Here is a 26,894-nt window from a genome sequence, read left to right on the forward strand (position 1 = left end):
GAGGGAGCAAATATGTCAAATTTTCTTATCCAATTTGTTATCCAAGTGTTATTTCCGGCAAAAAAAAGCGCCCGAAGGGGGAACCGGGCGCGTGAACAGCGGTGTTAACAGGAGGGGTATTCAGGCAGCGTTTCCCTGCGCAAGGGGAGCCAGCGCCGCCGGTAATCGACTTAACTCCTGCACCAGAGAGTCTTTGCTGATTTCGCTAATGGTTTTCGCACCGGTCAGCGTCATCGCGACTTTCATCTCTTTTTCGATCAGGTCAAGCAGGTTCGCCACGCCAGCCTGACCCGCCGTCGCCAGCGCGTACAGATACGCACGGCCCAGCAGCACGCTGTCGGCGCCGAGCGCGATCATGCGTACCACATCCAGCCCGTTGCGAATGCCGCTGTCGGCCAGAATCGCGATATCGCCTTTCACCGCATCGGCAATGGCGGGCAGCGCGCGTGCGGAGGAGAGCACACCGTCGAGCTGACGCCCGCCGTGGTTTGAGACCACAATGCCGTCTGCGCCAAAACGTACCGCGTCGCGGGCATCTTCCGGGTCGAGGATCCCTTTGATCACCATCGGGCCGTCCCAGAATTCGCGGATCCACTCCAGGTCTTTCCAGGAGATGGACGGATCGAAGTTGTTCGCCAGCCAGCCGATGTAATCTTCCAGCCCGGTCGGTTTACCGAGGTAAGCCGAGATATTGCCCAGATCGTGCGGACGTCCGTTCAGACCCACATCCCACGCCCACTGCGGGTGCGTCACCGCCTGCCAGTAGCGGCGCAGAGCGGCATTCGGGCCGCTCATGCCGGAGTGGGCGTCGCGGTAGCGCGCGCCCGGCGTTGGCATATCGACGGTAAAGACCAGCGTGGAACAGCCCGCCGCTTTGGCGCGCTCCAGCGCGTTGCGCATAAAACCGCGATCGCGCAGGACGTACAGCTGGAACCACATCGGACGCTTGATGGTCGGCGCGACCTCTTCAATCGGGCAGACGGAGACGGTAGAGAGGGTAAACGGAATACCCCTGGCATCCGCGGCCGCCGCCGCCTGCACTTCGCCACGACGGGCGTACATACCGCACAGGCCGACGGGGGCGAGGGCGACCGGCATGGAGAGCGTTTCGTTGAACAGCGTCGTCTCAAGGCGCAGGTCAGACATATTCTTCAGCACGCGCTGACGCAGGGCCACCTCTGACAAGTCTTCCACATTGCGGCGCAGGGTGTATTCGGCATACGCCCCGCCGTCGATGTAGTGGAACAGGAACGGGGGCAAAATGCGCTGCGCCGCGGCGCGATAGTCACTGGCTGCTGAAATGATCATGCTTTGTTCTCCCTGGAAATATCACTGTCGCCAGGCAGACGGGTAATACGCGCCTGTCGGGCCTGGTCTTCATCGAATCGTTTGATGGTGGTGTGAACGAAGCCGAGATGCGCCATCATCGCCTTGCGTGCGGCCTCGGCATCACCGGCCAGAATGGCGTTAAGCACCGCCTCGTGTTGTTCAGTCAGCTGGGCAAACACCGGCGGAACCAGGTACATGCGCTGGCGGCTTTGTTTGACAGAGGATTGCAACAGGTCGAAGAACCCGCGCATGGTCTGGAGCAGAACCACATTGTGCGACGCTTCGGCAATGGCCAGGTGAAAACGCACGTCAGCCTGGGAGGCGATATCCGGGTCGCTGCTTTGCGTGGCCTCAAAGCAGGCTTTGAGCTTCTCTTTGTCGGCCTCGGTTGCCCGCATGGCCGCATGCCAGGCGGTGCTGGTCTCGATGGCGTGACGCGCTTCGAGGATGTCAAAGCTGTAGTCCGGGTCATTTTCCATCAGCGTCTTCAGCGGCTGAACGATGTTTTGCTCGGACCAGTCGTCATGCTGCCAGCGCACAAAGGTGCCGCCGCCGCGACGGCTCACCAGTACCCCTTCGCTGACCAGCGTGGCCAGCGCTTCACGCAGGGAATTACGCGATACACCAAGCTGGGCGGCGAGCTGGCGTTCAGCGGGCAACTTCATGCCCGCTTCCAGCTGTTGTTCTTCAATCAGCGCCCGTACGCGAGAGGCTATCTCGTCGGACAGGCGTCTGGGCATCACTATCATGGGATCATCCAGGTTAAGACATAAGCCTGCAGGGTGGTGATCACCCCGACCATGCAGGTGAATATCAGGCTGTGTTTCACGGTAAAGCGGAACAGATCCGACTCTTTACCGACCAGTCCCACCGCCGCACAGGCAATGGCGATGGATTGCGGGGAGATCATTTTCCCGGTCACGCCGCCGGTGGTGTTCGCAGCGACCAGCAGGACATCCGACACGCCAATCTGCTGGGCCGCCGTAGCCTGCAGTGCAGCAAACAGGGCGTTCGACGAGGTATCTGACCCGGTCAGGAACACACCCAGCCAGCCGAGGAACGGTGAGAAGAAGGTGAAGGCGTGGCTGGTATGGGCCAGCGCCAGTGCCAGCGTCGATGACAGGCCGGAGTAGTTTGAGATAAACGCGAACGCCAGCACCATGCCGATGGAGTAAATCGGCAGCATCAGCTCTTTAATCGTCGCTGCGAAGGTCTGCACCGCGGCGGCAGGCTTCATGCGCAGCCACACCACGGAAAGGATCGCGGCAAACAGGATGGCGGTCCCGGTGGCGGAGAACCAGTCGAACTTATAGACCGCGGCATACGGTGTGGCGGCATGCACGACTGGCGGCATGCGGGCGACCATTTTGTCGAGGAACGGCACGGAGATGTTAATCACCATGTCGTACAGCGCGCCGCCCGGGGCGAACAGGGCTTTAAACGGCGGGATGCTCCACAGCGTTACCGTTGCGGTCAGGAACAGGAACGGTGACCAGGCACGGATCACCTGCCCTGCGGTATAGCCCGTGCGTGCCAGGGTTTGATCGACCTGCGAGGCACCCATGTCGGCGAAGCGGAAAATACGTACCGGCTGCCAGCGTTTCAGGAACAGGGTCAGGCAGACCAGCGAGACCAGCGACGAGATAATGTCCGGCAGCTCCGGACCGAGGAAGTTTGAGCTGAGGTATTGCGCGATGGCGAACGAACCGCCCGCCACCATTACAGCAGGCCACGTCTCTTTCACGCCGCGCCAGCCGTCCATAATCGCCATGATCCAGAACAGCACGATGATGGTTAGGAACGGCAGCTGGCGACCCACCATCTGGCCGATCTCAAAGCTATCCAGCCCGGTCACCTGTCCGGCGACCAGAATCGGAATCCCCATTGCGCCAAACGCCACCGGGGCGGTATTCACAATCAGGCACAGGCCCGCGGCATAAAGCGGGTTAAAGCCGAGGCCCACCAGCAGGGCGGCCGTAATGGCGACCGGTGCGCCAAATCCGGCGGCACCTTCCAAAAACGCCCCGAAGGAGAAGCCGACAATCAGCATCTGCAGGCGCTGGTCCGGCGTGATGGAGAGAATCGACGAGCGAATGATGTCGAACTGCCCGGTTTTCACCGAAATTTTATAGACAAAGACAGCGGCGATGATGATCCACGCAATTGGCCACAGACCGTAGAAGAAACCGTAGACAACGGAGGCCAGCGCGCGATCGACCGGCATTTTGTAGAAGAACAGCGCCACCAGCAGAGCGATGGCAACGGTGTACGTCGCGGCAAGGTAGCCCTTCAGCTTGAGCTTAATCAGCGCAAAGAAGAAGAACAGGATTGGAAGCGATGCGATCAGGCTCGACAGCCAGATATTTCCGGCCGGGTCGTAGTTTTGTTGCCAGAGGCTCATGCAGGTCTCCTGGGGACCAGATAACCTGCGCGGCGGGTGAGTCTCCGCTCATCTCTGCATCACAGGTTATGTAAAAGTGGTCCTGCCAATGATGTGTTGTAGGGTTAATGACAATGAATGGTTAATCAGATGTTATGGGGTGGCAATGGTTTTGTGAGCGGAAATAATGGAATTGTGAACCAGGGGAGGATTGATTGCGCAATTGGTTGGACCAATTCACGCGAAGGGGAAAAGAGTAGGCCGGGTAAGCGCAGCGCCACCCGGCATGAAATCAGAATGCGGTCTTACAAAAACCCGTCATCTCTTTCAGGCCCATTTCACGGCCAAGCTCGGTCATCGGGTGCACGACCACCAGGCCACGGACGCTTTTCTTCAGCTTGCCCATGTCAGCCTGTTCTTTTTTGGTGATTGCGCGGCGGTGTGGCATGTTCATCAGCTTCTGCGCTTCGTTGCTCAGCTTCTGACCTTTTACTTCGCGCAGGCGCTCGATCTCTGCCTCCAGCTTCGCGGTCTCTTTCTCCAGCTCGGCGTACTTCTCGGCGGAATCGACCAGTGACAGACCCGCCATCTGGTGACGGATCAGATCCAGGCGGTCGCTCAGGCGTTTAATTTCGTTCTTTTCGACTTCTTTCATGACAAATAACTCTGAAAACGGGGAATTTACAGGGAAGGATACACCAATGTGAGCAGGCTTACTTCTGAAACGCTTTTTTTAAGCTGATCCGGGAAATCAGCTCAGTCAGGGAAAGGACCATCGTGGAGCGGACAACCTGCTGATAACGCAGCTTTTGCATTGCATATAGCTCAGGGTCGCTGCTGTCGAAATGAGGGGCAGGGGGCAGCGCGGCCACGCAGTGCAGCTCGCCGAAGGGCCCCAGGATCTCATCATCGGTAAAGGCGTATTCGTTACCGTCATGATTGAACTCCTCACGTAGCGCCATTAACAGCTCTGCATCTTCGTACTCTTGCCGGTTCAGCACGCCAAGACCGTAAATCAGCTTCAGACGCACCGATAAATCGCCCAGCGGTCCATCGCCGTCCAGTAACGGTTCTACAGCATATTTTACCGCGTAGTCGTCTTTGCGAAACACCTGAAGCACCAGGATATTTACCGCCTCGGTTAACAGCTCGACGGCGGCAATCAGGAAGCTTCGTACGGTTTTGCCAGCATTCAGACGCTCAAGCACACGATTTTCAAAGGCCTGGGTTTGTTCCATTATTGCCTGCATATCTGACAATCTGTTATCTGGGCGCAGGCTAACCTGCGCCACACTGTGCATCATTTGGTTGCGTTGTATGCGTTAACCGCCTCCACAACCACGTCGCTATTGGCGTCCAGACCGGAAATCTGCGCCAGCGCAGCCTGCGCGCCTTTGTCATCAATCAGCTGAGCCAGCTCGATCGCCTGCGGGTCCTGATCGCTGCGGTAGTGCATTGCAGCGGCAATCCCTTTCACCAGGTTGGCATGCGGCAGACCGTATTCCAGCGTGCCGAGCAGCGGCTTAATCAGACGGTCGCCTGCACTCAGCTTACGCAGCGGTTGACGTCCCACGCGCTCAACATCATCTTTCAGATACGGGTTTTCAAAGCGACCGAGGATTTTCTGGATGTAGGCTGCGTGTTTATCAGCATCAAAACCGTAGCGTTTGATCAGCACCGCGCCGCTCTCTTCCATGGCCCCTTTTACCACCGCGCGGATTTTCTCATCGAGGATCGCATCGCGAATGGTCTGATGACCGGCCAATTTTCCGAGGTACGCGGTTATAGCATGCCCGGTGTTCAGCGTGAAGAGTTTGCGTTCGACAAATGCCATCAGGTTATCGGTTAATTCCATTCCCGGAATAGTTGGCAGCGCACCTTTAAACTGAGTTTTATCGACGATCCACTCGCTGAAGGTTTCCACGGTCACTTCCAGCGGGTCGTGGGTGGCGGATGCTGACGGCGGAACGATGCGGTCCACGGCGGAATCCACAAACCCAACGTGCGCGTCGACCCAGGCTTTATCTTCGTCAGCCACGGCCGCCATGACATGGCCTTTCAGCTGTGTGGTGCCGCGTACCATGTTTTCACAGGCGATGATGTTCAGCGGGGTGTCGATGCCCTGCGCTTTACGTTTTGCCAGGCCTTTAGCCACCGCCGGGGCGATACGCTCCAGAACCACCGGGCCTACCGCCGTGGTGATAAGGTCAACGCTGGCAATCAGGTCGATTACGTCGTCGCCAATGCTGCTGACCGCGTTCACGCCTGAGACGGTATCGACCTGCTCGTTTTCGCCCACCACATGGACCTGATAGCTATGACGGGCATTCAGGGCATCCAGGACCACCTGATTCACATCGGCGAACGTCAGCGTAATGCCCGCGTCTGCCAGCAGTTTGCCGATAAAACCACGACCGATGTTACCTGCGCCAAAATGTAATGCTTTCATAGTGTTAACCTTCATCAATGTTTTTACCCGAGAGGGCTGGGGTGAGGAGCTTTCTCCCCCTCACCCTAGCCCTCTCCCCGGGGGGAGAGGGAAGAGGCGCTGTTATTTGTTCAGCAGTGCCAGAACTTCTTCAACGCTGGTGGTTTTGGCCAGACGCTCGATAACGGACTCATCGTCCAGGGCGTTGGTCAGGCTGGTGATCACCTGGATATGCTCGTTGTTGCGAGCGGCGATACCAATCACCAGACGGGCGATGTCATCTTCTTCTTCACCGAAGCGTACGCCATCAGGATACTGACAGAACACCACACCGGTTTTCAGCACGCGGTCTTTCGCCTCAACGGTACCGTGTGGAACCGCGATAGATTCACCGAGATAGGTTGGGGTCAGTTTTTCGCGCTCCAGCATCGCATCGACATATTCAGGCTGAACGTAACCGCCTTTTACCAGCTGTTCACCGGCAAAGCGAATCGCTTCTTCTTTAGTAGCCGCGGTACGGCCGAGGAAGATGTTCTCCGCACCCAGTTTAAACAGGTGGGCATTACTCTCGTCAAAGCTATCCTGCAGGCTGGTGCGCACTTTCACTTCGTTATCTTCATGACGCTGCGCGGCAACCAGACGTTCGGTCAGGCTGGTGTACAGGCCGCTGTCGAGGAAGTTAGTCAGCGAAATGTGCTGTGCCTGCGGTACCTGACGCATGGCGCGTTCGGTCAGATCGCGGTGGGTGATCACCAGGTCAACGTCCGGCGGCAGACTGTTAATTGCGCTGTTGGTCACGGAGATGTTGGTCAGGCCCGCATCCTGTACTTTCTTACGCAGCACGCCGGCACCCATTGCGCTGGAGCCCATACCAGCATCACAAGCAACGATGATTTTACGCACGTGGCTCAGGTCGTTAGAGACATCGCCAGCCGCCAGCGGGGTCGCGCCTTTGGATTCCGCTTTCATGTCGTGCATACGGCGGGTTGCCGCTTCGATATCGTCATCTTCTTTCACTTTGCTGGTTTTCAGCAGGATAGAAGAAACCACGAAGGAGACCGCCATGGCCGCACAGATAGCCGCGATGTTAGCGAAGTAGGCACCTTTCGGGGTCATCGCCAGCACGGCCAGGATAGAGCCCGGAGAAGCAGGAGAGACCAGACCGCCGCCCAGCACGCTCAGGGTGAACACGCCGGTCATACCGCCGAGGATAACGGCCAGGATCAGGCGTGGGTTCATCAGCACGTACGGGAAGTAAATTTCGTGGATACCGCCCAGGAAGTGGATGATAGCCGCACCGCCAGCAGACTGCTTAGCGCTGCCGCGACCAAAGAACATGTATGCCAGCAGAACGCCCATACCCGGACCTGGGTTCGCTTCAATCAGGAAGAAGATGGACTTGCCGAGATCGTGAGACTGCTGAATACCCAGCGGCGAGAAGATACCGTGGTTGATGGCGTTATTAAGGAACAGAATTTTCGCCGGTTCAACGAAGATAGACGCCAGCGGCAGCATGTCGTGCGCCACCATAAAGTTAACGCCTGCCGCCAGAATTTTGGACAGCACTTCAACCGCAGGACCAATGCCGAGGAACGCCAGAATCGCGAGGATCATCCCGATGATGCCCGCAGAGAAGTTGTTCACCAGCATTTCGAAGCCGGATTTGATCTTACCATCTACCCAGACGTCGAATTTCTTAATCGCCCAGCCGCCCAGAGGACCGGCAATCATGGCACCGAGGAACATCGGCATATCCGCACCGACGATAACACCCATTGTGGTGATGGCACCCACAACGCCACCACGGTCACCGCCTACCAGACGACCACCGGTGAAACCGATCAGCAGCGGCAGGAGGTAAGTAATCATAGGGCCAACAAGTTTCGCCAGCGTTTCGTTAGGCAACCACCCTGTCGGAATGAACAATGCGGTGATAATACCCCACGCGATAAACGCGCCGATATTTGGCATCACCATGTTGCTGAGGAAACGACCAAAGCTTTGAACTTTGATCTTGAAATCGGATGACATAAAACACCCCTTCTTATGTTTACGCTTAGGCTTGCGGCCCGAGGTTTATCGTTAATGTGCGGCGGCAGAGGTAGCCGGACCCTGTTCTGATGCTGTGAAATCTGGCACTGAATCGTTCAACTGTCCAGACAGTGAAAATTTGTGTGACATATGTCACGTAAATGTAGGGGGTGTGGCATTTAATGACGTGATACGAATCACAAAATTAGTGGGTAAAAAAAATACGATGGCGAAAAACAAAGCAAAAACCACGCGTTTTTGTGATTGCGATCGCATTTTTGTTTTGTGGGTTTGTTTCTGGATTGTGACTGATTTCACAAAATATTTTTATGCAGATTTCTCTGGCTGTGATCGGCGGCAAACTCTGCTTTGCGAATTGGCGTCAGGATAGTCTTGAGTGACACGTAAAGCTAAAAAACCACTTTTCATGTGTGGTATGGCGAAAAGTTAAAAGGTGGATTACGCTCTTAATGTAAGGTTAAGTATATTATTATTCAGGTTATATTTTGACACGTTTATAAACTTGCATGGAGATATTATAAAAACCGATACTCCCCGGCTCTGAAATAACCAGTGTGCCTTTTAAATTTAAAAATAAATTAATTAGGCTGCGTGCTGTTTTATTCGTTTAATGAGTTGACGTTGTTTAAGTGAGGAAAATATGTTTCTCAACTATTTTGCGTTGGGCGTATTGATTTTTGTATTTCTGGTGCTTTTTTACGGGATTATCGCTATTCATGATATCCCTTATAAGGTAATGACTCCAACTTATTGATAGTGTTTTATGTTCAGATAATGCCCGATGACTTTGTCATGCAGCTCCACCGATTTTGAGAACGACAGCGACTTCCGTCCCAGCCGTGCCAGGTGCTGCCTCAGATTCAGGTTATGCCGCTCAATTCGCTGCGTATATCGCTTGCTGATTACGTGCAGCTTTCCCTTCAGGCGGGATTCATACAGCGGCCAGCCATCCGTCATCCATATCACCACGTCAAAGGGTGACAGCAGGCTCATAAGACGCCCCAGCGTCGCCATAGTGCGTTCACCGAATACGTGCGCAACAACCGTCTTCCGGAGCCTGTCATACGCGTAAAACAGCCAGCGCTGGCGCGATTTAGCCCCGACGTATCCCCACTGTTCGTCCATTTCCGCGCAGACGATGACGTCACTGCCCGGCTGTATGCGCGAGGTTACCGACTGCGGCCTGAGTTTTTTAAATGGCGGAAAATCGTGTTGAGGCCAACGCCCATAATGCGGGCGGTTGCCCGGCATCCAACGCCATTCATGGCCATATCAATGATTTTCTGGTGCGTACCGGGTTGAGAAGCGGTGTAAGTGAACTGCAGTTGCCATGTTTTACGGCAGTGAGAGCAGAGATAGCGCTGATGTCCGGCAGTGCTTTTGCCGTTACGCACCACCCCCGTCAGTAGCTGAACAGGAGGGACAGCTGATAGAAACAGAAGCCACTGGAGCACCTCAAAAACACCATCATACACTAAATCAGTAAGTTGGCAGCATCACCCCCTTATAATATGGCTAAAAAACGTAATCATCCCCATGCCGATGCGATTCATACGGCAGGCTGGATTAGCCTGTTCACCCTCCATGCCATCTGGCCGTTTCTGTGGATTTGGGCCACGCTCTACCGTGAAGATCGCGGTTGGGGCATGCAGAACCACATTACAAAGCCAGATGAGGTCCCGGGCATGGATGCGCTGTCCAAACGCGTGGCCGAATTAGAACAAAAGCTGGCGGCGGTACAGCCCACTGCTGATCAGAACACGCTGGAGCGCTAATCATGGATCTGTTGATTATTTTGACCTATGTGGCATTTGCCTGGGCGATCTTTAAAATATTCCGCATTCCGGTAAATCAGTGGACGCTCGCCACCGCAACGTTGGGTGGGGTATTTATTGTTGCCGGACTGATTCTGTTAATGAACTATAACCATCCGTATACCTTTACGGCGCAAAAAGCGGTTATTTCCATTCCGATTACACCGCAGGTGACGGGCGTGGTCACCGAAGTGACTGATAAAAACAACCAGCTCATTAAAAAAGGCGAAGTGTTATTTAAACTTGATCCGGGCCGCTACCAGGCGCGGGTCGATAGACTCAAGGCCGATCTGGTCACCCCAACCCACAATATCGATAGCCTGAAAGCGCAGCTTGCAGAAGCCGTCGCTAATACCACGCGCGTCTCGGCAGAGCGTGACCGCCTGTATAAAGATTATCAGCGTTACCTGAAAGGCAGCCGGGCGAAGGTGAACCCGTTTTCTGAAAGCGATATCGACAACGCGCGGCAGAACTATCTGGCGCAGGATGCGCTGGTGAAAGGTTCTGTGGCTGAACAGACGCAGATTCAAAGTCAGTTAGACAGCATGGTGAACGGTGAACAGTCGCAGATTGCCTCATTACGCGCCCAGCTTGCCGAAGCGAAATACAATCTCGATCAGACCGTGGTGCGCGCGCCGAGCAACGGCTATATCACCCAGGTGCTGATCCGTCCGGGGACCTATGCCGCCGCGTTACCTCTGCGTCCGGTCATGGTCTTTATTCCTGAACAGAAACGTCAGATTGTGGCGCAGTTCCGCCAGAACTCGCTGCTGCGTCTTAAGCCGGGTGATGAAGCAGAAGTGGTGTTTAATGCGCTGCCGGGCCAGGTATTTACCGGGAAACTCACCAGCGTCCTGCCGGTGGTGCCGGGAGGGTCGTACCAGGCGCAGGGGGCGTTGCAGGCATTGACCGTCACACCGGGCACGGATGGCGTACAGGCGCTGATTGAACTGGAGCCTAACGCCGACGTCGATGCGCTACCAGACGGTATCTATGCCCAGGTGGCGGTCTATTCAGACCATTTCGCCCACGTCTCGGTGATGCGTAAAGTGTTGCTGCGCATGACCAGCTGGATGCACTACCTCTACCTCGATCATTAATCCCGCCAGGGCAGGAATGCGACATCCATACCTGCCCTTTTTTCATCCCGTGATCCATACTGACCTTTTCCCAGCATCAAGGATCAGGCAATGAAACTCATCGGTAGCTACACCAGTCCCTTCGTGCGAAAAATCTCGATTCTCCTGCTGGAGAAAGGGATGACATTCGAATTCGTCAATGAACAGCCCTACAACGCTGAAAACGGCGTCGCGCAGTACAACCCGCTGGGAAAAGTTCCGGCGCTGGTGACGGACGAGGGTGAATACTGGTTCGACTCCCCGATTATTGCGGAGTATATCGAGCTGTTGGGCGTGGCCCCGGCAATGCTGCCGGCTGACCCAAAAGCGGCGCTGGCGGTGAAGCAGATTGAAGCCCTGGCCGATGGCATTATGGATGCGGCGCTGACTTCCGTGCGTGAGCAGGCAAGGCCCGCCGCACAGCAGTCAGAAAACGAACTGCTGCGCCAGCGGGAAAAAATCAACCGCAGTCTGGATATGTGCGAAAAGCTCATCCGGGAGGGAAAAATTCACACCGACAGCCTGAACCTGGCCACCATCGCCATTGCCTGCGCCATCGGGTATCTCAATTTCCGCCGCGTGTCCCCCGGCTGGTGCGTTGACCGACCGTTGCTGGTGAAGCTGGCTGAAACGCTCTTTAGCCGCGAGAGCTTTGCCCGTACCGAACCGCCAAAGGCTTGACGCGGGTTATAACACTTCGCTGCAGGAGGCGGTACAATCTCTCCACATGTTAACTCCCTCTCCCGTCGGGAGGGGGGAAGATATTTACTCGCCAGGCGCTTTCATGACTACTCATCATTCGCTCTACAGCCAGATCCCCGCTACCGATCGTCTTCTTCGCGAACCTCGCATTCATGCTGTTGTGGAGCGTTTCGGCCATACCGCGACGGTTGAGATGTTACGCCTGCTTCAGGACGAAGCCCGATGCGCCATTCAGGCAGAAAATAGCTTGCCCGACTGGTGTAGCGAGTGGGAGCTGGAAGTGGAACATCGGCTGGACAAGAACGCGCAAAGCGCATTACGCCCGGTGATCAACCTTACCGGTACCGTGCTGCACACCAACCTGGGCCGCGCGCAGCAGGCGGAAGAGGCCGTGGCTGCGGTCGGGCAGGCCATGCGAACGCCGGTGACGCTGGAGTACGATCTGGACGGCGCAGGACGCGGGCATCGCGATCGTGCCCTGGCGGATCTGCTGTGCCAGCTGACCGGTGCAGAAGATGCCTGCATTGTGAATAACAACGCCGCAGCGGTGCTGCTAATGCTGGCGGCCACCGCCAGTGGCAAAGAGGTGGTGGTATCCCGCGGCGAGCTGGTGGAAATTGGCGGGGCGTTTCGCATCCCGGACGTGATGCGCCAGGCGGGCTGCACGCTGCATGAGGTCGGTACCACCAACCGTACCCATGCGAAAGATTATCGCGCAGCGGTGAATGAAAACACCGCCCTGCTGATGAAGGTTCACACCAGCAATTATCAGATTGAAGGCTTCACCAAAACGGTTGATGAGGCCGAGCTGGCGGAGATTGGGCGCGAACTGAATCTCCCGGTGATTGCCGATCTCGGCAGCGGTTCGCTGGTGGACCTGAGCCAGTACGGCTTGCCAAAAGAACCGATGCCGCAAGAGATGATTGCGGCGGGCGTCAGCCTGGTGAGTTTTTCCGGCGACAAACTGCTGGGCGGGCCGCAGGCCGGGATTATCGTCGGCAAACGCGAGCTGATTGCCCGGCTGCAGCAGCATCCGCTCAAGCGCGCCCTGCGAGCCGATAAAATGACCCTTGCCGCGCTGGATGCGACGCTGCGGCTCTATCTCCATCCGGAGAAGCTGGCCGACCGCCTGCCTGTGCTGCGTCTCTTAACCCGTGATGCCGCCTCGATTCGTGCGCAGGCCGAGTTATTGCTGCCGCGCATCGCCCCGCACTACCCTGATTTTGACGTTCGGATTGAGCCCTGCCAGTCGCAGATTGGCAGCGGTTCGCTGCCGGTGGACAGGCTGCCGAGCGAAGCGCTCACGTTTACCCCGCGTGACGGGCGCGGCAGCCACCTGGAGGCCCTGTCGTTACGCTGGCGCGCCATGCCTGTGCCGGTTATCGGGCGGATTTACGATGGACGAATGTGGCTGGATCTGCGTTGCCTTGATGATGAAGAGCGATTTCTGGAGATGTTGATGAAATGATTATTGCCACCGCCGGTCATGTCGACCACGGAAAAACTACGTTGCTGCAGGCGATTACTGGCATAAACGCCGATCGTCTGCCGGAAGAGAAAAAGCGCGGCATGACTATCGACCTGGGCTATGCCTACTGGCCCCAGCCAGACGGCCGCGTGCTGGGTTTTATTGATGTACCAGGGCACGAGAAGTTTCTGTCTAACATGCTGGCGGGGGTGGGGGGTATCGATCATGCCCTGCTGGTCGTGGCCTGCGATGACGGCGTGATGGCGCAAACCCGCGAGCATCTGGCAATCCTCCAGCTGACCGGCAACCCGCAGCTGACCGTAGCGCTGACGAAAGCTGACCGCGTGGATGACGCGCGCGTCGGCGAGGTGCGCGAAGGGGTGCAGGCCACCTTACGGGAGTATGGTTTTGCCGATGCGCCGATTTTTGTCACCGTGGCCACCGAAGGCCGCGGCATCGACGAACTTCGTCACCATTTGCAGCAACTGACGTCACGTGACCACGCAAGTCATCATCGCTTCCGTCTGGCGATTGATCGGGCATTTACCGTAAAAGGGGCGGGCCTGGTGGTCACCGGTTCCGCGTTGAGTGGTGAAGTGAAGGTGGGCGATAGCCTGTGGCTGACGGGCGTTAACAAACCGATGCGCGTGCGCGGCTTACATGCACAGAACCAGCCCGCAGAGCAGGCGCATGCCGGGCAGCGGATCGCGCTGAATATTGCCGGAGATGCGGAAAAAGAGCAGCTTAACCGCGGCGACTGGCTGCTGGCCGATGCTCCGCCAGAGCCGTCTGAACGCGTGATTGTCTCTCTGCAGACGAATGTGCCGCTGACTCAGTGGCAGCCGCTGCATATTCACCACGCGGCCAGCCATATCACCGGACGCGTGTCGCTGCTGGAAAACGATCTTGCTGAACTGGTTTTCGATTCACCGCTCTGGCTTGCAGACAACGACCGTCTGGTTCTGCGGGATATCTCCGCGCGGGAAACGCTGGCCGGGGCACGGGTGGTGGCGCTTAACTCGCCGCGACGCGGCAAGCGTAAACCGGAATATCTGCAATGGCTGGCCGCGCTGGCACAGGCCCCTGATGATAACGCCGCGCTGCGGGTGCATCTCGATCGCGGTGCGGTGAACCTGGGTGATTTTGCCTGGGCACGCCAGCTGAGCAGGGAAGGATTAGACCCGCTGACCCGGCAGCCGGGCTTTATTCAGGCCGGTAATAGCCTGTTGAATGCCCCGGTTGCCGCACGCTGGCAGCGCAAAATACTCACCACTCTCGCGACGTATCATGAACAGCATCAGGATGAGCCTGGTCCGGGGCGTGAGCGTCTGCGCCGCATGGCGCTGCCGATGGAAGACGATGCGCTGGTGCTGCTGCTGATTGAAAACATGCGCGAAAGCGGGGTGATTAAAAGCCACCACGGCTGGCTGCACCTGCCGGATCACAAAGCCGGATTCACCGCAGAGCAGGAGGTTATCTGGCAGAAAGTGGCTTCGCTGTTTGGTGATGAGCCGTGGTGGGTTCGCGATCTGGCGCGCGAAACGAACACCGACGAGCAGGCGATGCGTCAGGTATTACGCCACGCGGCGCAGCAGGGGCTGATAGTTGCGATCGTGAAAGATCGTTATTACCGTAACGATCGCATTGTGGCGTTTGCTAACCTGATCCGCGAGCTGGATCAGGCGCGCGGCTCTACCTGTGCAGCCGATTTTCGCGATCGGCTGAACGTAGGGCGCAAGCTGGCGATTCAGATCCTGGAATATTTCAATCGTATTGGGTTTACGCGTCGCCGCGGTAACGACCATGTTCTGCGAGATTCGTTATTATTTCCTGAAACTCCGTGACCCCCGTCGTAAACACCGTTACCGGTTGGCGAGAAAATCGCCAGCCGGGACTACCCTTGTTGTACACCAACAGCAAGGAGACGGTCATGACAAACAATCCTCCCTCTTCGCGTATCCAGCCTGGCGAGTATGGTTTTCCCCTCAAGCTAAAGCCTCGTTATGACAACTTTATTGGCGGCGACTGGGTGGCCCCCGTCGACGGCGAATACTATTCCAACCTGACCCCCGTTACCGGCCAGCCGCTGTGTGAAATAGCCAGCTCCGGCAAGCGCGATATCGATCTGGCGCTGGATGCGGCGCACAACGCGAAAGACAAATGGGGGCATACCTCCGTTCAGGATCGGGCAGCCATTCTGTTCAAAATCGCTGACCGGATGGAGCAGAATCTGGAACTGCTGGCGACGGCAGAAACCTGGGATAACGGCAAGCCGATCCGGGAAACGATGGCGGCAGACGTGCCGCTGGCCATTGACCACTTCCGCTATTTTGCCTCCTGTATTCGCGCTCAGGAGGGCGGAATCAGCGAGGTCGACAGCGACACCGTGGCGTATCACTTCCACGAACCGCTGGGCGTGGTAGGGCAAATTATTCCGTGGAACTTCCCGCTGCTGATGGCGAGCTGGAAAATGGCGCCCGCGCTGGCAGCAGGCAACTGCATTGTGCTCAAACCGGCGCGTCTGACCCCGCTTTCGGTTCTGCTGCTGATGGAAATCGTTGGCGATCTCCTGCCGCCGGGCGTGATTAACGTGGTGAACGGTGCGGGTGGCGAGATAGGGGAGTATCTGGCTACGTCTAAACGTATCGCCAAAGTGGCATTTACCGGGTCGACGGAAGTGGGCCAGCAGATCATGCAGTACGCCACCCAGAACATCATTCCGGTGACGCTTGAGCTCGGGGGAAAATCCCCGAACATCTTCTTTGCAGACGTGATGGAAGAAGAGGATGCCTTCTTTGATAAAGCCCTGGAAGGGTTTGCGCTGTTTGCGTTTAACCAGGGTGAAGTCTGTACCTGCCCGAGTCGCGCGCTGGTGCAGGAGTCTATCTATGAACGCTTCATGGAGCGCGCCATTCGCCGCGTCGAATCTATCCGCAGCGGGAACCCGCTCGATAACGTTACGCAGATGGGGGCGCAGGTCTCACATGGACAGCTGGAGACCATCCTCAACTACATTGATATCGGCAAGAAAGAGGGCGCAGATATCCTGACCGGCGGCCGCCGTAAGGTACTTGGTGGCGATCTGCAGGACGGGTATTACCTTGAGCCGACGATCCTGTTTGGCAAGAACAACATGCGCGTCTTCCAGGAGGAGATTTTCGGACCGGTGCTGGCGGTGACCACCTTCAAAACGATGGAGGAGGCACTGGAGATTGCCAACGACACGCCGTATGGCCTGGGGGCAGGCGTCTGGAGCCGCAACGGTAATCTGGCCTATAAAATGGGCCGGGGCATTCAGGCCGGGCGCGTCTGGACCAACTGCTATCACGCCTATCCGGCACACGCCGCATTTGGGGGTTATAAGCAATCCGGCATCGGGCGTGAAACCCACAAGATGATGCTGGAGCATTACCAGCAGACGAAATGTTTGCTGGTCAGCTACTCCGATAAACCGCTGGGCCTGTTCTAGTCGCCCTGCTCAGGCCGTCCCTGGGCGGCCTGAGCAATTTGCTGGCGCAGGCAATTGAGGACGCCATCAAGGACGTACTGCACACGCCAGGGCTGGTATTCACGTTTGCGGAATATCGCGGTCAGATCGAGCCACCACTCTTCCTGATGCGGGAAGCAGGGAACCAGCATGCCTTGCGCTAATTCTTTTTTCAGGCTCTCTTTAGGTGCGAATACGATCCCAAGGTTATTTCTTGCCAGCTCCAGCGCCGTCTGCGTATTGTCACAAATATAATTTCCGGTCACCCTGTAATCTTGCACGTTATCACTACCATGGGTACGAAAACGCCAGATATTTGCATCGTCGACCAGCATGGAATCGATCAGAATACATGAGTGATTAATTAAATCGTCAGGTCCGGCTAACGGATGATTATTTAAATATTCCTGAGTGGCGAATGCCGTAACGGAATATTTTGTTAATACGCTGGCGACCAGATTTCCATCTTTTGGTTGTGCATAGGTAATTAAAATATCGCAGTCATCCGGGAAGGAAACGCCTTCTGAAAATTCATTGCGGTCCAGGTTGTACGTTTTCAGGGAGATACGAATGTCGCCGATGTCTTTTATCTGATGGATGACATGGCGCGCGAGGTAGGTGACAATTCCCGTGGGCGCGTAAAGGGTCACTTTGCCCCGCTTTTCATGCTTATAATCGGCAATGAAATTCACGAGCTGATCGTTTTTGTCCAGCGAAGCGTCAATATAGGGAAGTAACGATTCACCAAACTGAGTAAGCGCAAGCTGACGGGTCGTGCGCTCAAAAACCTTTAGTCCAACCCGCGCTTCAAAATCAGAGAGATATTTACTGACGTTAGCCTGCGCCATACCCAACAGGGCAGCAGCATCACCAATGCTGTGAGTGGCGGCGATGACGGAGATTATTTTTAATTCGCGTGGTTTTAGTTGTAATTTACTCATCATGCGCACCCATCTATATCATTATATATATAATATTATATAAACCGCAGCGTTGCATTGGCAAATTTGTAACCATTATTATTCGCCCCGCTTGTTTGGCGTTTAAATGGATTACTTTGATGACTATTAAATACAATTTACTTATCGCTGCCACGTTATTTGCAGCCACATCTGCGATGGCCGGTGACTTTTCAATAGGGGCGGGGGCTGTATTTAATGAGTCGCCTTATAAGGGATATAACGAAAATACCACTGCGGTGCCGTTAATCAGTTACGAAAGCGATCGTTTCTATGTGCGCCAGACCACGGGCGGCTGGATCCTGTGGAAAGACGCAAAAAATGAACTCAGCCTGACCGCATCGTGGATGCCGCTGCATTTTGATCCCGATGACAATGACGACCATCAGATGAAACAGCTTGATGAGCGTAAGGCGTCCGCTTTCCTCGGTGGCGCGTACTATCACCACGAAAGCTGGGGTTCTTTGAAAGTGGCGGTCTCTGGCGATGCCACGGATGAAAGCGGCGGCATGATTGGAGAAGTCTCCTACTTTCGACCCATCAGGATGGAACGTCTGACCCTGACGCCATCTGTGGGTGTTTTTTATACCGACGAAAGCTATAACGACTACTACTACGGCGTATCCGGCAACGAGTCTCGCCGCTCAGGTCTGAAGCAATACACCGCCGGTGACAGCTGGACGCCATACGTTGGCCTGGCGGCTAAATATCAGTTAACTCAGAAGCTGTACCTTAACGCCAGCGCGGTCTACACCGTGTTGCCTGACGACGTGAAGAACAGCCCGATGATCGACCGCGACGACAGCTTCGTGCTGATGACCGGGCTGACCTGGCGCTTCTGATACGTTAAAGCCGGTTTACTCCCTCTCCCCGTGGGTGTGTACAGTCCGGGGGGAGGGCAACAGACCGCAAATATTCAGCCTTCATCCACCCATATCCGCATCTCCCCTTCTCCCCGGTTTGCCCAACTGAACCAGGGAATAAAGGTCAGCGTCTGGGGCTGACGCTGTACCGGCGAGCGATCGTACTGCCACAGCGCATCCGTATCCTTCACGTGATAACCGCGCCCCTCCGCCTGTATCAACATTTTGTGCGCGAAAATGCCTTTGCCTTCAAATACCCGGAACGCACTGTTTTCAGGCAAAGAGAGGTTATGCAGATTTGCGCCGTTATCAGCTTCTTCCAGACAGTAAACCAGGGGCCCGCGCTGAAGCGCGACTTTACCTGCCTGCTGGCGCACCTGCGGGTTACCGTACACGCGGCGAACCGGCATAGGGAGTGTCAGAGTCAGCGTGTCGCCCTCATGCCAGCAACGGTTGAGGTAAAGATATCCACGAACGACCTCACCAGTGACGCGTTCACCATTCAGCGAAACAGCCGGTTCGGCGCACCAGTCCGGCAGCCGCAGGGCCAGCGTGTGAGTCACCGGAACAGGCGAGGTTATTTCGATGGTCACCTGATCCTGCCACGGATAGTTACCGCTAATACGTAGCCGGAGTGTGTTTTCATCAATCTGTATGGCGACATCGTTCCCCACATACAGGTTGATCAACAGGGCATCCGGGCGAACGGTATAAATGTAATGTCCCAGTGAGGTCAGCACGCGGGCGATATTCGGCGGACAGCAGGCGCAGCCGAACCATCGCTGGCGGACGGGCTTCACGTGATCGTAGATATGGTTGAACGCCAGCGTTTTCGGATGTACCTCCAGCGGGTTCACATAGAAGAAGTGTTTTCCGTCCAGCGCCATGCCGCCGAGTACCGTGTTGTATAACGCGCGCTCCATCACGTCGGCGTAGTGGCTGTCTGCCTCCATCTCGAGCATCCGGCGGGCAAACATCATCAGGCCAATGGAGGCGCAGCTTTCCGCGTACACCGTATCGTTGGGCAGATCGTAATCGCTGCTGAATGCCTCGCCGCTACTTTGCGAGCCAATCCCGCCGGTAATGTACAGCTGGCGCTGCGCCATGTTATTCCACAGCCGCAGGCAGTCCTGGCGTTTACCTTCGTCGCCGCTCAGGCGCGCCAGATGCGCCATGCCCGCCATCAGGTAGACAAAGCGTACCGCATGGCCGATGGCCGTTTGTTGTTCAGCAAGAGGTTGATGTGCCTGGCTGTAGGCTTTGTCCTTGACCATCCACGCAGGTCCATAGGTATTCCAGTATGACGTTTTGCCACGCTTCTCGTACTCGATATCGTAGAAGTGAGGCTGGGCGCCGCGTTCCTCAATAAAGTATTTCACCAGATTGAGGTAGCGTGGTTCCTCCGTGACGTCGTACAGCCGCATCAGCGCCAGCTCGATTTCCGGGTGGCCAGGATAACCGTGCAGCTGCGTTTCGCCAGGGCCAAACACGCTGTCGATATGGTCTGCCAGCCTGCACACCACATCCAGCAGGTTGCGTTTACCGGTTCCCTGAAACCAGGCCACGCCAGCCTCAATCATATGCCCGGCGCAGTACAGCTCGTGGCATTCGGCCAGATTGGTCCAGCGCGCCTCGGGGGCCTTAACCGTAAAGTACGTATTGAGATAGCCATCTTCACACTGTGCTGCGGCAATCAGTTCAATGACCTCGTCGGCGGTTTTTTCCAGTTCAGCATCCGGTTTCTGGCATAGCGACCACGCCACGGCCTCCAGCCATTTCGCCACGTCGCTGTCCTGAAACACCATCCCGTAGAATTCACCCTCTTCCAGACCCGCGGCAATGCGGAAGTTGGTAATGGCGTGGCTGGGTTCAGCCTCTGCCACGCGATCGTTCAGCGCATCCCACTGGTAGGGGATCACCACATCACGGACCAGTCGTTGATACTGCCCGAGAAACGGGTCATTGATTTTCAGTTGGTGCAGATCGGGTTCCATTACGGACATCGTATTCTCCTCAGGAAGGGACATGACGCTGGCGCAGATCGGTGGCAATGCGCGACATTAGTGGATTGTTAAGCCTGCACCAGCGGATAGTGACCGCCAGCAGCAGATGGAAAAGGGCAGGCAGCAGTGTCTCCATGGCGGTGATGCCCTGTAACGAGGCTGGCGTCTGGTTACCCATGCCCGGCTGATAGGCTACGGTGATAAACACCAGGCTGATGATCCCGGCGCTGGATGCCCATGCGAGCTTGATGAAAAACAGGTTGAAGGCGAAGTTCATGCCCGATGAGCGCACGCCGTTTTTCCATTCACCGTAGTCATCGGCAAAAGCCATCAGCGAGAAGTGCAGTGGCAGGGTAAAACCGAGGATCACGCCGTTGCTTAAAATAATCACCAGCCAGAGCGTCTGGTGCGCCGGGCCTCCCGGCAGAAACCACATGCCCACCGCAAGCGCAGCGAGCACCAGGTTGGTGTAGTAGTAGAGTTTGACGGTATCAATACGGCGCGACAGCGGATTGACGATCACCGCACCCAGAATGGCCGCAAAAGTCACCATCGTGAAAAAGAGCGAGGTATAGGCCGTGCTGCCCTGCAGGACGTAGGTGATGAAGTACATGTATCCGCCGCCGCGAATGTTGAAAACGTTGATCAGCAGAAACGACATTACCAGCATCAGGAGCAGTTGATCGTTTTTACGCAGGCCCGCAAGGTGCTCGCGTAAGGTGAATTTACCCATCAGCGCCAGCGGGACGCGCTCGCGAACCCAGAAGAAGCAGCAGAGAAACATCACCACGGCGACAGCACACAGGACGCCGACGCCAAGCTGATAACCCTTTGCGGCATCGCCCTGACCGAGCTCCGCGACCAGCCATGGCAATCCCACAGAGACCAGAAATCCCGCCACGCCGCACAGCACAAAGCGCCATGACTGGCAGGCGATCACCTCGTTGTGTCGGGTAGTCATGGTGTTAATCAGCGCGCAGTAGGGCACGTTAATGGCGGTATAACCAACGGACAACAGCAAATAGGTACCAAACGCCCAGGCGATTTTCACCCCCATGCTGGCTTCCGGTACGGTGAACGTCAGCACGCCAATAACCCCGATGGGGAGCGCCACCCATAGCTGCCAGGGACGAAAACGTCCCCAGCGGCTCTGCGTGCGGTCAGCAATCACGCCCATCACCGGATCGGAGATGGCATCAAACACACGAAGAGCAATAAATAGCGTGCCCACGAGCGCGGGAGTGAGGCCAAAGACATCGGTATAGAAAAAGGTCAGGAAATTCATGATCAGGCAGGTAATTACCGTCCCGCCCGCATCACCCAGGCCGTAGCCAATTTTTTCGCGGACGGACAGCCGGTCATCTGCCGCCCCTTGTGTCACGTCTGATTCAGTAATCGGTGTGGAAGTCATGAAGTAACTCCTCGATGAACGAATTTATTATCGTATTTATGCAAGGTACCCATTTATTCTGCATTGAACGGCAAGGCCAACAAGGGAAGGGAAAAGTATAAAAAGGTGACGATTCCGACCTGATGAAGAAAATGTGATTTCGATCGGACAGTTATTCAGATATTAGTTAATAATCAATGCGTAAATTGAATATTGATGGCAATAAAAGCGGAATGGTGAATATCCATGCTCGAATTATCCATAGCGCTTCCGATTAAGGTCCAAAATGGCGGCCTATTTATTTCCCGGGGCGTGGGTCGCCATCCTGCGCGGAAATTAACATCGTGGGAGATTATTTTTGTCGAAAAAGGGACATTAACGATCCAGGAAGAAAATACGGTGTTTGAGGTGCGTGCAGGGGAGACGTTACTGCTTTGGCCTGACAGGCGACACGTGGGCGTAGGCGAATTCTCTGTCGATCTTAAATTTTACTGGCTGCATTTTGAGATTGAACATTACCCCTCTTCACAACCCAATCTGGCGATAGAACAGCATTGTCGCGTGAGGGACGCCCAGTCTGTCATTTCTCTTTTCCGCCAGTTCTTAAGCGAGCAGGAGAAATTACAGCGAACCATGGCGCTTGAAATCATTTTACTGCTGATCTTACAGCAAATTTCCCGTCCTTCCGGATATGAAGACAGCGGCAATGAAGCCGGTGCGGCCATGGCGTGGAAGGCGAAACAGCTTATTCGCACACAGTTTCATTTACCGCTTTCAACGTCGCTACTGGCAAAAGAGCTGCACTGCAATGCGGATTACCTTGGGCGAGTATTTCGCCGGACATTTCATTTAACCCTGACGGAGGCCATTCATCGCCAGCGTGTCCGGGCGGCAGAAAAATTACTGCTCAACGAGGCCGCATCATTAACCGAAGTAGCGACACGCTGCGGTTTTAATGATGTGGGCTATTTTCGACAGATTTTTTCTAAGCACACCGGTCTAACGCCCGCCGTCTGGAAACGGCGGTACTGTAAAGAGCATATTAATTCTGGTTGACCTGCCTCGGGGTCGCCAGATTATGCCCGCTGTGCAGCATCATCTGGCGTAACGCGTCACTGACCGTCTTCGCGCCAGGCTTTTTCGATTTCTTCGGCGAGAATTTTGACGCCCGCTTCAATTTTTTCCGGATCGGGCACGTAGTTCATACGCATGCACTGGTGCGTGTGCGGCCACGGCTTATCCAGACCCGGGAAGAAGTAATCACCCGGCACCATCAACACACCGCGTTTTTTCAGACGCTGGTAGAGCAGTTCGGTGGTGATCGGCAGGTCCTTAAACCACAGCCAGAGGAAAATCGCCCCTTCAGGTTTGTGGATCAGGCAGCGCTCTTCCGGCAGGTAGCGGCGAATCGTCGCGATGGTTTCCTGAACGCGCTGATAATAAAACGGCTTGATAACCTCGTTAGACAGACGCAGCAGGTCGTTGCGCTTAATCATTTCACACATCATTGCCGGACCGATGCCGCCCGGTGAAAGGCTGATAATGCCGTTCATATTGGTAATGGCGGTGATGATTTTCTCGTTGGCGATGATGATGCCGCAGCGGCTACCCGGCAGGCCCAGCTTAGAGAGGCTCATACACAGAACGATATTCGGGTTCCACAGCGGACGCGCTTCGCTGAAGATAATGCCCGGGAACGGCACGCCGTAGGCGTTATCGATCACCAGCGGAATGCCGTGCTGATTTGCCAGCGCATCCAGCTTCATCAGCTCGTCGTCGGTAATGACGTTGCCCGTCGGGTTAGTCGGACGGGAGACGCAGATCATGCCCGTCTCTTCACCGATATGCAGATGTTCAAAATCGACGTGATATTTGAACTGGCCTTCCGGCAGCAGCTCAATGTTAGGGCGTGCGGAGACGAACAGATCCTCTTCCAGACCGGAATCGGCATAGCCGATATACTCCGGGGCCAGCGGGAACAGCACTTTTTTGGTCGTGCCGTCGGCGCGACGTCCAGCGAACAGGTTAAACAAGTAGAAAAACGCGCTCTGGCTGCCGTTTGTTAGTGCAATATTCTGTGGTTCGATATCCCAGCCCAGCTCGTCACGCAGCATTCCAGCGAGAAGCGCCAGCAGTTCAGTTTTGCCCTGAGGACCGTCGTAATTGCAGAGCGCATCGGTCGCTTTGCCGTTTTCCAGCATCTGAGCGAGCAGCGTCTGGAAATAGGTATTCATCTCCGGAATTTGAGCCGGGTTTCCGCCGCCGAGCATGATTGCGCCCGGTGTGCGCAGCCCGTCGTTGAGGTCCTCCATCAGGCGAGTAATGCCTGAATGGCGGGTGAATTTGTCGCCGAAAAGTGAAAACGTCATAGCAGGTGATCTGTCGAGCTTATTTTGAAAGTGGGTAACCATAACGCTAGCACCGTGTTGGTGCAAATCGGGTGGTGTGGTCGGATTTGTTGTTTTGTGTGGCGGGTAAGGATTTATTCAGTGAATTGTTCTGGCGGTTTTTTCTCCCCTCACCCCGGCCCTCTCCCCAAAGGGGCGAGGGGGAAAAGACGGCTCCGTGCGGTTCCCTCTCCCCTGTGGGGAGAGGGTTAGGGTGAGGGGGGATTATTGATTACCAGCCCATACCACCATGACTTTATCGCCCTTGTGCTCGCGCACAAAGCCATACCCTTCTTTCAGCGACAGCGTGGTTTGCTTGCCTTCGCCGATCGCCGGGTGACGGGCGCGGAACTGACCCAGCATTTGCCAGTGGGCGACGGTTGACGCCTGCGTGCCCGTGACATCCTGCCAGTTCATATCCGAACGGGTGCCCTGAAGCGGGTCGGAGCCCGTCGGGCCGAACGGACGTTCGGATTCATCCCCGTAATAGATTTGTACGCTGCCCGGTGCCAGCAGGAGCAGCTCAGCCGCGCGCTGACCACCTTCGCGGAACAGGCGTGTGTCATGGGAGGAGAGGTAGCTCAGAACGTTGAAGCTTTGCAGCTTTTCTGCCATCTGCTGCCACGTCAGGTCGATATCGGCCAGGCAGTTCACCGCCTTTGCCGCCTGCTCCTGATAATCAAAGTTGATCATCGCATCGAAACCGTGGCGGTAATAATCACTCTGCATCACCCCGTGACCCCAGGATTCCCCGGTCATCCAGAACGGTGCGTTGTCGAGCTTTTTGTCCGGGTTCGCCCCTTTCCAGGCCGCCAGTGCCTGACTTGTCTGATCTTTTAGCTGCTGCCAGGCCGCAAGCTCGACGTGCTTCGCGGTATCGACCCGAAAACCGTCGATGCCGTAGTCTCGTACCCACTGGCTGAGCCAGTGAGTCAGATAGTCGCGCGGGGTATATCCCGGGATGGCCTTCGCGTGGGTATCGGGTTTGTGCTGATAAAAATTGGGTAACCCGGAAGGGACGGTGGATTCCGTTTTCAGGTCGGGCAGGAACGCCAGCGACATCGTCAAATCATCAAAGCCAGGGTTGTCGTAATCACCGATGTCGGTACGGATCCATTTCTTGCCCCACCATTTTTCCCATGCGGCTTTGTCGCTGAAGTTAATGTAGTCATTGAAGCTGTGCCAGGTTTGGCCTGCACCTGGCTTCCAGTCTGTCCAGTGTTCACCCAGCGTTTTTTTCAGCTCATCACCCTGTAAATACAGCGCGCCAAACTGATACGCCTGCATGTCTGCTAGCGTCGCGTAGCCCGTGTGGTTCATGACGATATCGAACAGGATGCGGATACCACGCTTGTGTGCTTCATCGACAAGATGGCGCAAATCTTCTTCGGTACCCATGTTGGCATCAAGCTTTGTCCAGTCCTGGGTGTAATAGCCATGATACGCATAGTGAGGGAAATCCCCTTTGGTCCCCCCGCCTACCCAGCCGTGGATTTGCTCAAGCGGAGAGCTTATCCAGAGCGCATTCACCCCCAGTTGCTGTAAATAATCGAGCTTGCTGGCAAGTCCCTTGAGGTCGCCACCGTGGAAGGTGCCAATCTCCTGCATGCCGTCTTTATGGCGGCCATAGCTGTTGTCGTTGCTCGGGTCACCGTTCACATATCGGTCGGTCAGGACAAAATAGACGGTGGCGTTCTGCCAGCTAAACGGTGCGGGTTTGTCCGTTTCGGCGCGCTCAAGCAGCAGCAGGCCATTACTGCCAGCGGCGGGCTGCAGGGTAATGTTTCCGTTCTGTACCGTCGCAGTCTGTTTGCTGTAGAAATCACGCACTACTGTCCCTTCCGGGAAAGTATCGCTAACGTTCAGCGTCAGCGGTTTACCATCCCACTTCGGACACTGGCGGATAGCGGTTGCCACCGGTTGTTCTGCTGCACTCTGAATTGTCAGCAGCATTGTGGGCGTGCCGGAGCGAGTATCAATCCGCATCTGATATTCACCGTCGCGGAAAAGGCGCCACTGCGGCGGCGTGCCATCGCAGGGTTTGAGCGACAGCATCTCATTGAGTTTTATCGCCTCTGATGGCTGCCAGCACGTCTTGTCAAAACTCAGCGTAATAGGACGCGTACCCTTCGCAAGCTTTGCCTGGCTGGTGAAAATCCCGGTGCCTTCGGCGCTAAAACTATTAAACCCCGGTGATGACCAGTCAGCGTGTGCCAGTGTGGGTAGCATCAGAAAAGCCAGAGCGGTGCGTTTCATTCCATTTTCCTGTCGCGGCATTTTTAACCAGTTTGCCATCAGGCGGGGGGTAAAAACTCATCCTCCAGCGCTTTCTGCCAGGAGGACGTGTGAGGATGAGTGATCCCGCGCAAAATTAGGCAGTTATCTGCGATATCGCGCACAAATTTTCAGGAGTGCTGTTTTTATAAGCAAGTTTCAGGTGACATAGTTTCGGATTTGGACTATTTCTATACGTGCTCTTGAAGTCTATTTTTGATATGATTTGAGATTCCGCTC

The 26,894-nt window shown here is 55.7% G+C and carries 19 protein-coding genes and 3 pseudogenes; 9 read left to right on the plus strand and 13 right to left on the minus strand.

Translation table 11 applies throughout. From position 1 onward, the window contains the following. Positions 1-120 precede the first annotated feature (120 nt). The 7 genes from lldD to BFV64_RS00625 form a co-directional block, all read right to left on the minus strand. Entirely contained in the window at positions 121-1,308 is a 1,188-nt protein-coding gene (gene lldD / locus BFV64_RS00595; protein WP_045134456.1) for an FMN-dependent L-lactate dehydrogenase LldD, read from the minus strand. Next, positions 1,305-2,078, minus strand: coding sequence for a transcriptional regulator LldR (lldR, locus tag BFV64_RS00600; RefSeq protein ID WP_014882013.1), 774 nt, complete (start codon positions 2,076-2,078; stop codon positions 1,305-1,307). The genes lldD and lldR overlap by 4 nt, the downstream gene beginning before the upstream one ends. After that, the gene (gene lldP, locus BFV64_RS00605; RefSeq protein ID WP_014882014.1) at positions 2,075-3,730 is read right to left on the minus strand and encodes an L-lactate permease; all 1,656 of its coding nucleotides are present in this window, start codon (positions 3,728-3,730) and stop codon (positions 2,075-2,077) included. The genes lldR and lldP overlap by 4 nt, the downstream gene beginning before the upstream one ends. 271 nt (positions 3,731-4,001) lie before the next feature. Further along, positions 4,002-4,364 (minus strand): YibL family ribosome-associated protein, encoded by a 363-nt coding sequence (locus tag BFV64_RS00610; protein WP_014882015.1) that lies wholly within the window; start codon positions 4,362-4,364, stop codon positions 4,002-4,004. Positions 4,365-4,422: 58 nt separating this feature from the next. Continuing rightward, entirely contained in the window at positions 4,423-5,013 is a 591-nt protein-coding gene (mtlR, locus tag BFV64_RS00615; protein ID WP_069601604.1) for a mannitol operon repressor MtlR, read from the minus strand. Further along, positions 5,010-6,158, minus strand: a complete 1,149-nt coding sequence (gene mtlD, locus BFV64_RS00620) for a mannitol-1-phosphate 5-dehydrogenase (RefSeq protein WP_014882017.1) — start codon at positions 6,156-6,158, stop codon at positions 5,010-5,012. Before mtlD ends, mtlR begins: the two co-directional genes overlap by 4 nt. A gap of 102 nt (positions 6,159-6,260) precedes the next feature. Then, positions 6,261-8,168 (minus strand): PTS mannitol transporter subunit IICBA, encoded by a 1,908-nt coding sequence (locus BFV64_RS00625; RefSeq protein ID WP_014882018.1) that lies wholly within the window; start codon positions 8,166-8,168, stop codon positions 6,261-6,263. A 661-nt stretch (positions 8,169-8,829) separates the two neighbouring features. On the opposite strand from BFV64_RS00625, the pseudogene BFV64_RS25175 reads away from it, so the two are divergent. Further along, positions 8,830-8,925, plus strand: a pseudogene (locus BFV64_RS25175) (DUF3302 domain-containing protein); the annotation flags it as partial. An 11-nt stretch (positions 8,926-8,936) separates the two neighbouring features. Here the strand turns inward: BFV64_RS25175 and BFV64_RS00635 are convergent. Then, a pseudogene (locus tag BFV64_RS00635) lies at positions 8,937-9,635 on the minus strand (IS1-like element IS1B family transposase). Between the two features lie 56 nt (positions 9,636-9,691). On the opposite strand from BFV64_RS00635, the pseudogene BFV64_RS00640 reads away from it, so the two are divergent. From BFV64_RS00640 to aldB, 6 genes and pseudogenes are all read left to right on the plus strand, one after another. Then, positions 9,692-9,964 (plus strand): annotated as a pseudogene (locus BFV64_RS00640) (DUF3302 domain-containing protein); the annotation flags it as partial. A 2-nt stretch (positions 9,965-9,966) separates the two neighbouring features. Continuing rightward, a complete protein-coding gene (locus tag BFV64_RS00645) occupies positions 9,967-11,103 on the plus strand; it encodes an HlyD family secretion protein (protein ID WP_069601606.1) in 1,137 nt (378 codons plus the stop codon). Between the two features lie 90 nt (positions 11,104-11,193). Beyond that, a complete protein-coding gene (locus BFV64_RS00650; RefSeq protein WP_069601607.1) occupies positions 11,194-11,802 on the plus strand; it encodes a glutathione S-transferase in 609 nt (202 codons plus the stop codon). 103 nt (positions 11,803-11,905) lie between these two features. Then, positions 11,906-13,291 carry an L-seryl-tRNA(Sec) selenium transferase gene (gene selA, locus BFV64_RS00655; protein ID WP_032635340.1) on the plus strand — a complete coding sequence of 462 codons (1,386 nt, stop codon included), beginning with the start codon at positions 11,906-11,908 and terminating at the stop codon, positions 13,289-13,291. Next, positions 13,288-15,135 (plus strand): selenocysteine-specific translation elongation factor, encoded by a 1,848-nt coding sequence (selB, locus tag BFV64_RS00660; protein ID WP_045282194.1) that lies wholly within the window; start codon positions 13,288-13,290, stop codon positions 15,133-15,135. The genes selA and selB overlap by 4 nt, the downstream gene beginning before the upstream one ends. An 86-nt stretch (positions 15,136-15,221) precedes the next feature. Next, entirely contained in the window at positions 15,222-16,760 is a 1,539-nt protein-coding gene (aldB, locus tag BFV64_RS00665; protein ID WP_014882024.1) for an aldehyde dehydrogenase AldB, read from the plus strand. Here aldB and BFV64_RS00670 read toward each other — a convergent pair. Further along, a complete protein-coding gene (locus tag BFV64_RS00670) occupies positions 16,757-17,722 on the minus strand; it encodes a LysR family transcriptional regulator (protein WP_063161495.1) in 966 nt (321 codons plus the stop codon). The two genes, aldB and BFV64_RS00670, sit on opposite strands and share 4 nt — an antisense overlap. Before the next feature lie 116 nt (positions 17,723-17,838). On the opposite strand from BFV64_RS00670, the gene BFV64_RS00675 reads away from it, so the two are divergent. Further along, positions 17,839-18,579, plus strand: coding sequence for a MipA/OmpV family protein (locus BFV64_RS00675; RefSeq protein WP_014882026.1), 741 nt, complete (start codon positions 17,839-17,841; stop codon positions 18,577-18,579). Between the two features lie 74 nt (positions 18,580-18,653). On the opposite strand, the gene BFV64_RS00680 is transcribed toward BFV64_RS00675, so the two are convergent. Both BFV64_RS00680 and BFV64_RS00685 read right to left on the minus strand, forming a co-directional pair. Next, positions 18,654-20,603, minus strand: coding sequence for a glycoside hydrolase family 127 protein (locus tag BFV64_RS00680; RefSeq protein WP_023331741.1), 1,950 nt, complete (start codon positions 20,601-20,603; stop codon positions 18,654-18,656). A gap of 10 nt (positions 20,604-20,613) precedes the next feature. Next, positions 20,614-22,014, minus strand: coding sequence for an MFS transporter (locus tag BFV64_RS00685; protein ID WP_045282192.1), 1,401 nt, complete (start codon positions 22,012-22,014; stop codon positions 20,614-20,616). A gap of 225 nt (positions 22,015-22,239) precedes the next feature. Between BFV64_RS00685 and BFV64_RS00690 the strand changes: the two genes are divergently transcribed. Continuing rightward, positions 22,240-23,049: an AraC family transcriptional regulator gene (locus tag BFV64_RS00690; RefSeq protein ID WP_069601608.1), complete on the plus strand. Its 810-nt coding sequence runs from the start codon at positions 22,240-22,242 to the stop codon at positions 23,047-23,049. Positions 23,050-23,105: 56 nt separating this feature from the next. On the opposite strand, the gene avtA is transcribed toward BFV64_RS00690, so the two are convergent. Then, positions 23,106-24,362: a valine--pyruvate transaminase gene (gene avtA, locus BFV64_RS00695; protein WP_014882030.1), complete on the minus strand. Its 1,257-nt coding sequence runs from the start codon at positions 24,360-24,362 to the stop codon at positions 23,106-23,108. A gap of 243 nt (positions 24,363-24,605) precedes the next feature. Beyond that, on the minus strand, positions 24,606-26,636 hold the full coding sequence (locus BFV64_RS00700; RefSeq protein ID WP_069601609.1) for an alpha-amylase: 2,031 nt from the start codon (positions 26,634-26,636) through the stop codon (positions 24,606-24,608). Positions 26,637-26,894 lie beyond the last annotated feature (258 nt).

This window comes from Enterobacter kobei (assembly GCF_001729765.1).
In the GTDB taxonomy this organism is placed as follows: Bacteria; Pseudomonadota; Gammaproteobacteria; order Enterobacterales; family Enterobacteriaceae; genus Enterobacter; species Enterobacter kobei.

Excerpts from the sequence above, each read along its gene's own strand:
- lldR (WP_014882013.1), bottom strand. The coding sequence starts at position 2,078 with ATGATAGTGATGCCCAGACGCCTGTCCGACGAGATAGCCTCTCGCGTA.
- BFV64_RS00700 (WP_069601609.1), bottom strand. The coding sequence starts at position 26,636 with ATGAAACGCACCGCTCTGGCTTTTCTGATGCTACCCACACTGGCACAC.
- BFV64_RS00650 (WP_069601607.1), top strand. The coding sequence starts at position 11,194 with ATGAAACTCATCGGTAGCTACACCAGTCCCTTCGTGCGAAAAATCTCG.
- mtlR (WP_069601604.1), bottom strand. The coding sequence starts at position 5,013 with ATGATGCACAGTGTGGCGCAGGTTAGCCTGCGCCCAGATAACAGATTG.
- BFV64_RS00645 (WP_069601606.1), top strand. The coding sequence starts at position 9,967 with ATGGATCTGTTGATTATTTTGACCTATGTGGCATTTGCCTGGGCGATC.
- BFV64_RS00670 (WP_063161495.1), bottom strand. The coding sequence starts at position 17,722 with ATGATGAGTAAATTACAACTAAAACCACGCGAATTAAAAATAATCTCC.
- BFV64_RS00685 (WP_045282192.1), bottom strand. The coding sequence starts at position 22,014 with ATGACTTCCACACCGATTACTGAATCAGACGTGACACAAGGGGCGGCA.
- BFV64_RS00690 (WP_069601608.1), top strand. The coding sequence starts at position 22,240 with ATGCTCGAATTATCCATAGCGCTTCCGATTAAGGTCCAAAATGGCGGC.
- lldD (WP_045134456.1), bottom strand. The coding sequence starts at position 1,308 with ATGATCATTTCAGCAGCCAGTGACTATCGCGCCGCGGCGCAGCGCATT.
- aldB (WP_014882024.1), top strand. The coding sequence starts at position 15,222 with ATGACAAACAATCCTCCCTCTTCGCGTATCCAGCCTGGCGAGTATGGT.
- selA (WP_032635340.1), top strand. The coding sequence starts at position 11,906 with ATGACTACTCATCATTCGCTCTACAGCCAGATCCCCGCTACCGATCGT.
- BFV64_RS00625 (WP_014882018.1), bottom strand. The coding sequence starts at position 8,168 with ATGTCATCCGATTTCAAGATCAAAGTTCAAAGCTTTGGTCGTTTCCTC.
- BFV64_RS00610 (WP_014882015.1), bottom strand. The coding sequence starts at position 4,364 with ATGAAAGAAGTCGAAAAGAACGAAATTAAACGCCTGAGCGACCGCCTG.
- lldP (WP_014882014.1), bottom strand. The coding sequence starts at position 3,730 with ATGAGCCTCTGGCAACAAAACTACGACCCGGCCGGAAATATCTGGCTG.
- avtA (WP_014882030.1), bottom strand. The coding sequence starts at position 24,362 with ATGACGTTTTCACTTTTCGGCGACAAATTCACCCGCCATTCAGGCATT.
- BFV64_RS00680 (WP_023331741.1), bottom strand. The coding sequence starts at position 20,603 with ATGTCCGTAATGGAACCCGATCTGCACCAACTGAAAATCAATGACCCG.
- BFV64_RS00675 (WP_014882026.1), top strand. The coding sequence starts at position 17,839 with ATGACTATTAAATACAATTTACTTATCGCTGCCACGTTATTTGCAGCC.
- mtlD (WP_014882017.1), bottom strand. The coding sequence starts at position 6,158 with ATGAAAGCATTACATTTTGGCGCAGGTAACATCGGTCGTGGTTTTATC.
- selB (WP_045282194.1), top strand. The coding sequence starts at position 13,288 with ATGATTATTGCCACCGCCGGTCATGTCGACCACGGAAAAACTACGTTG.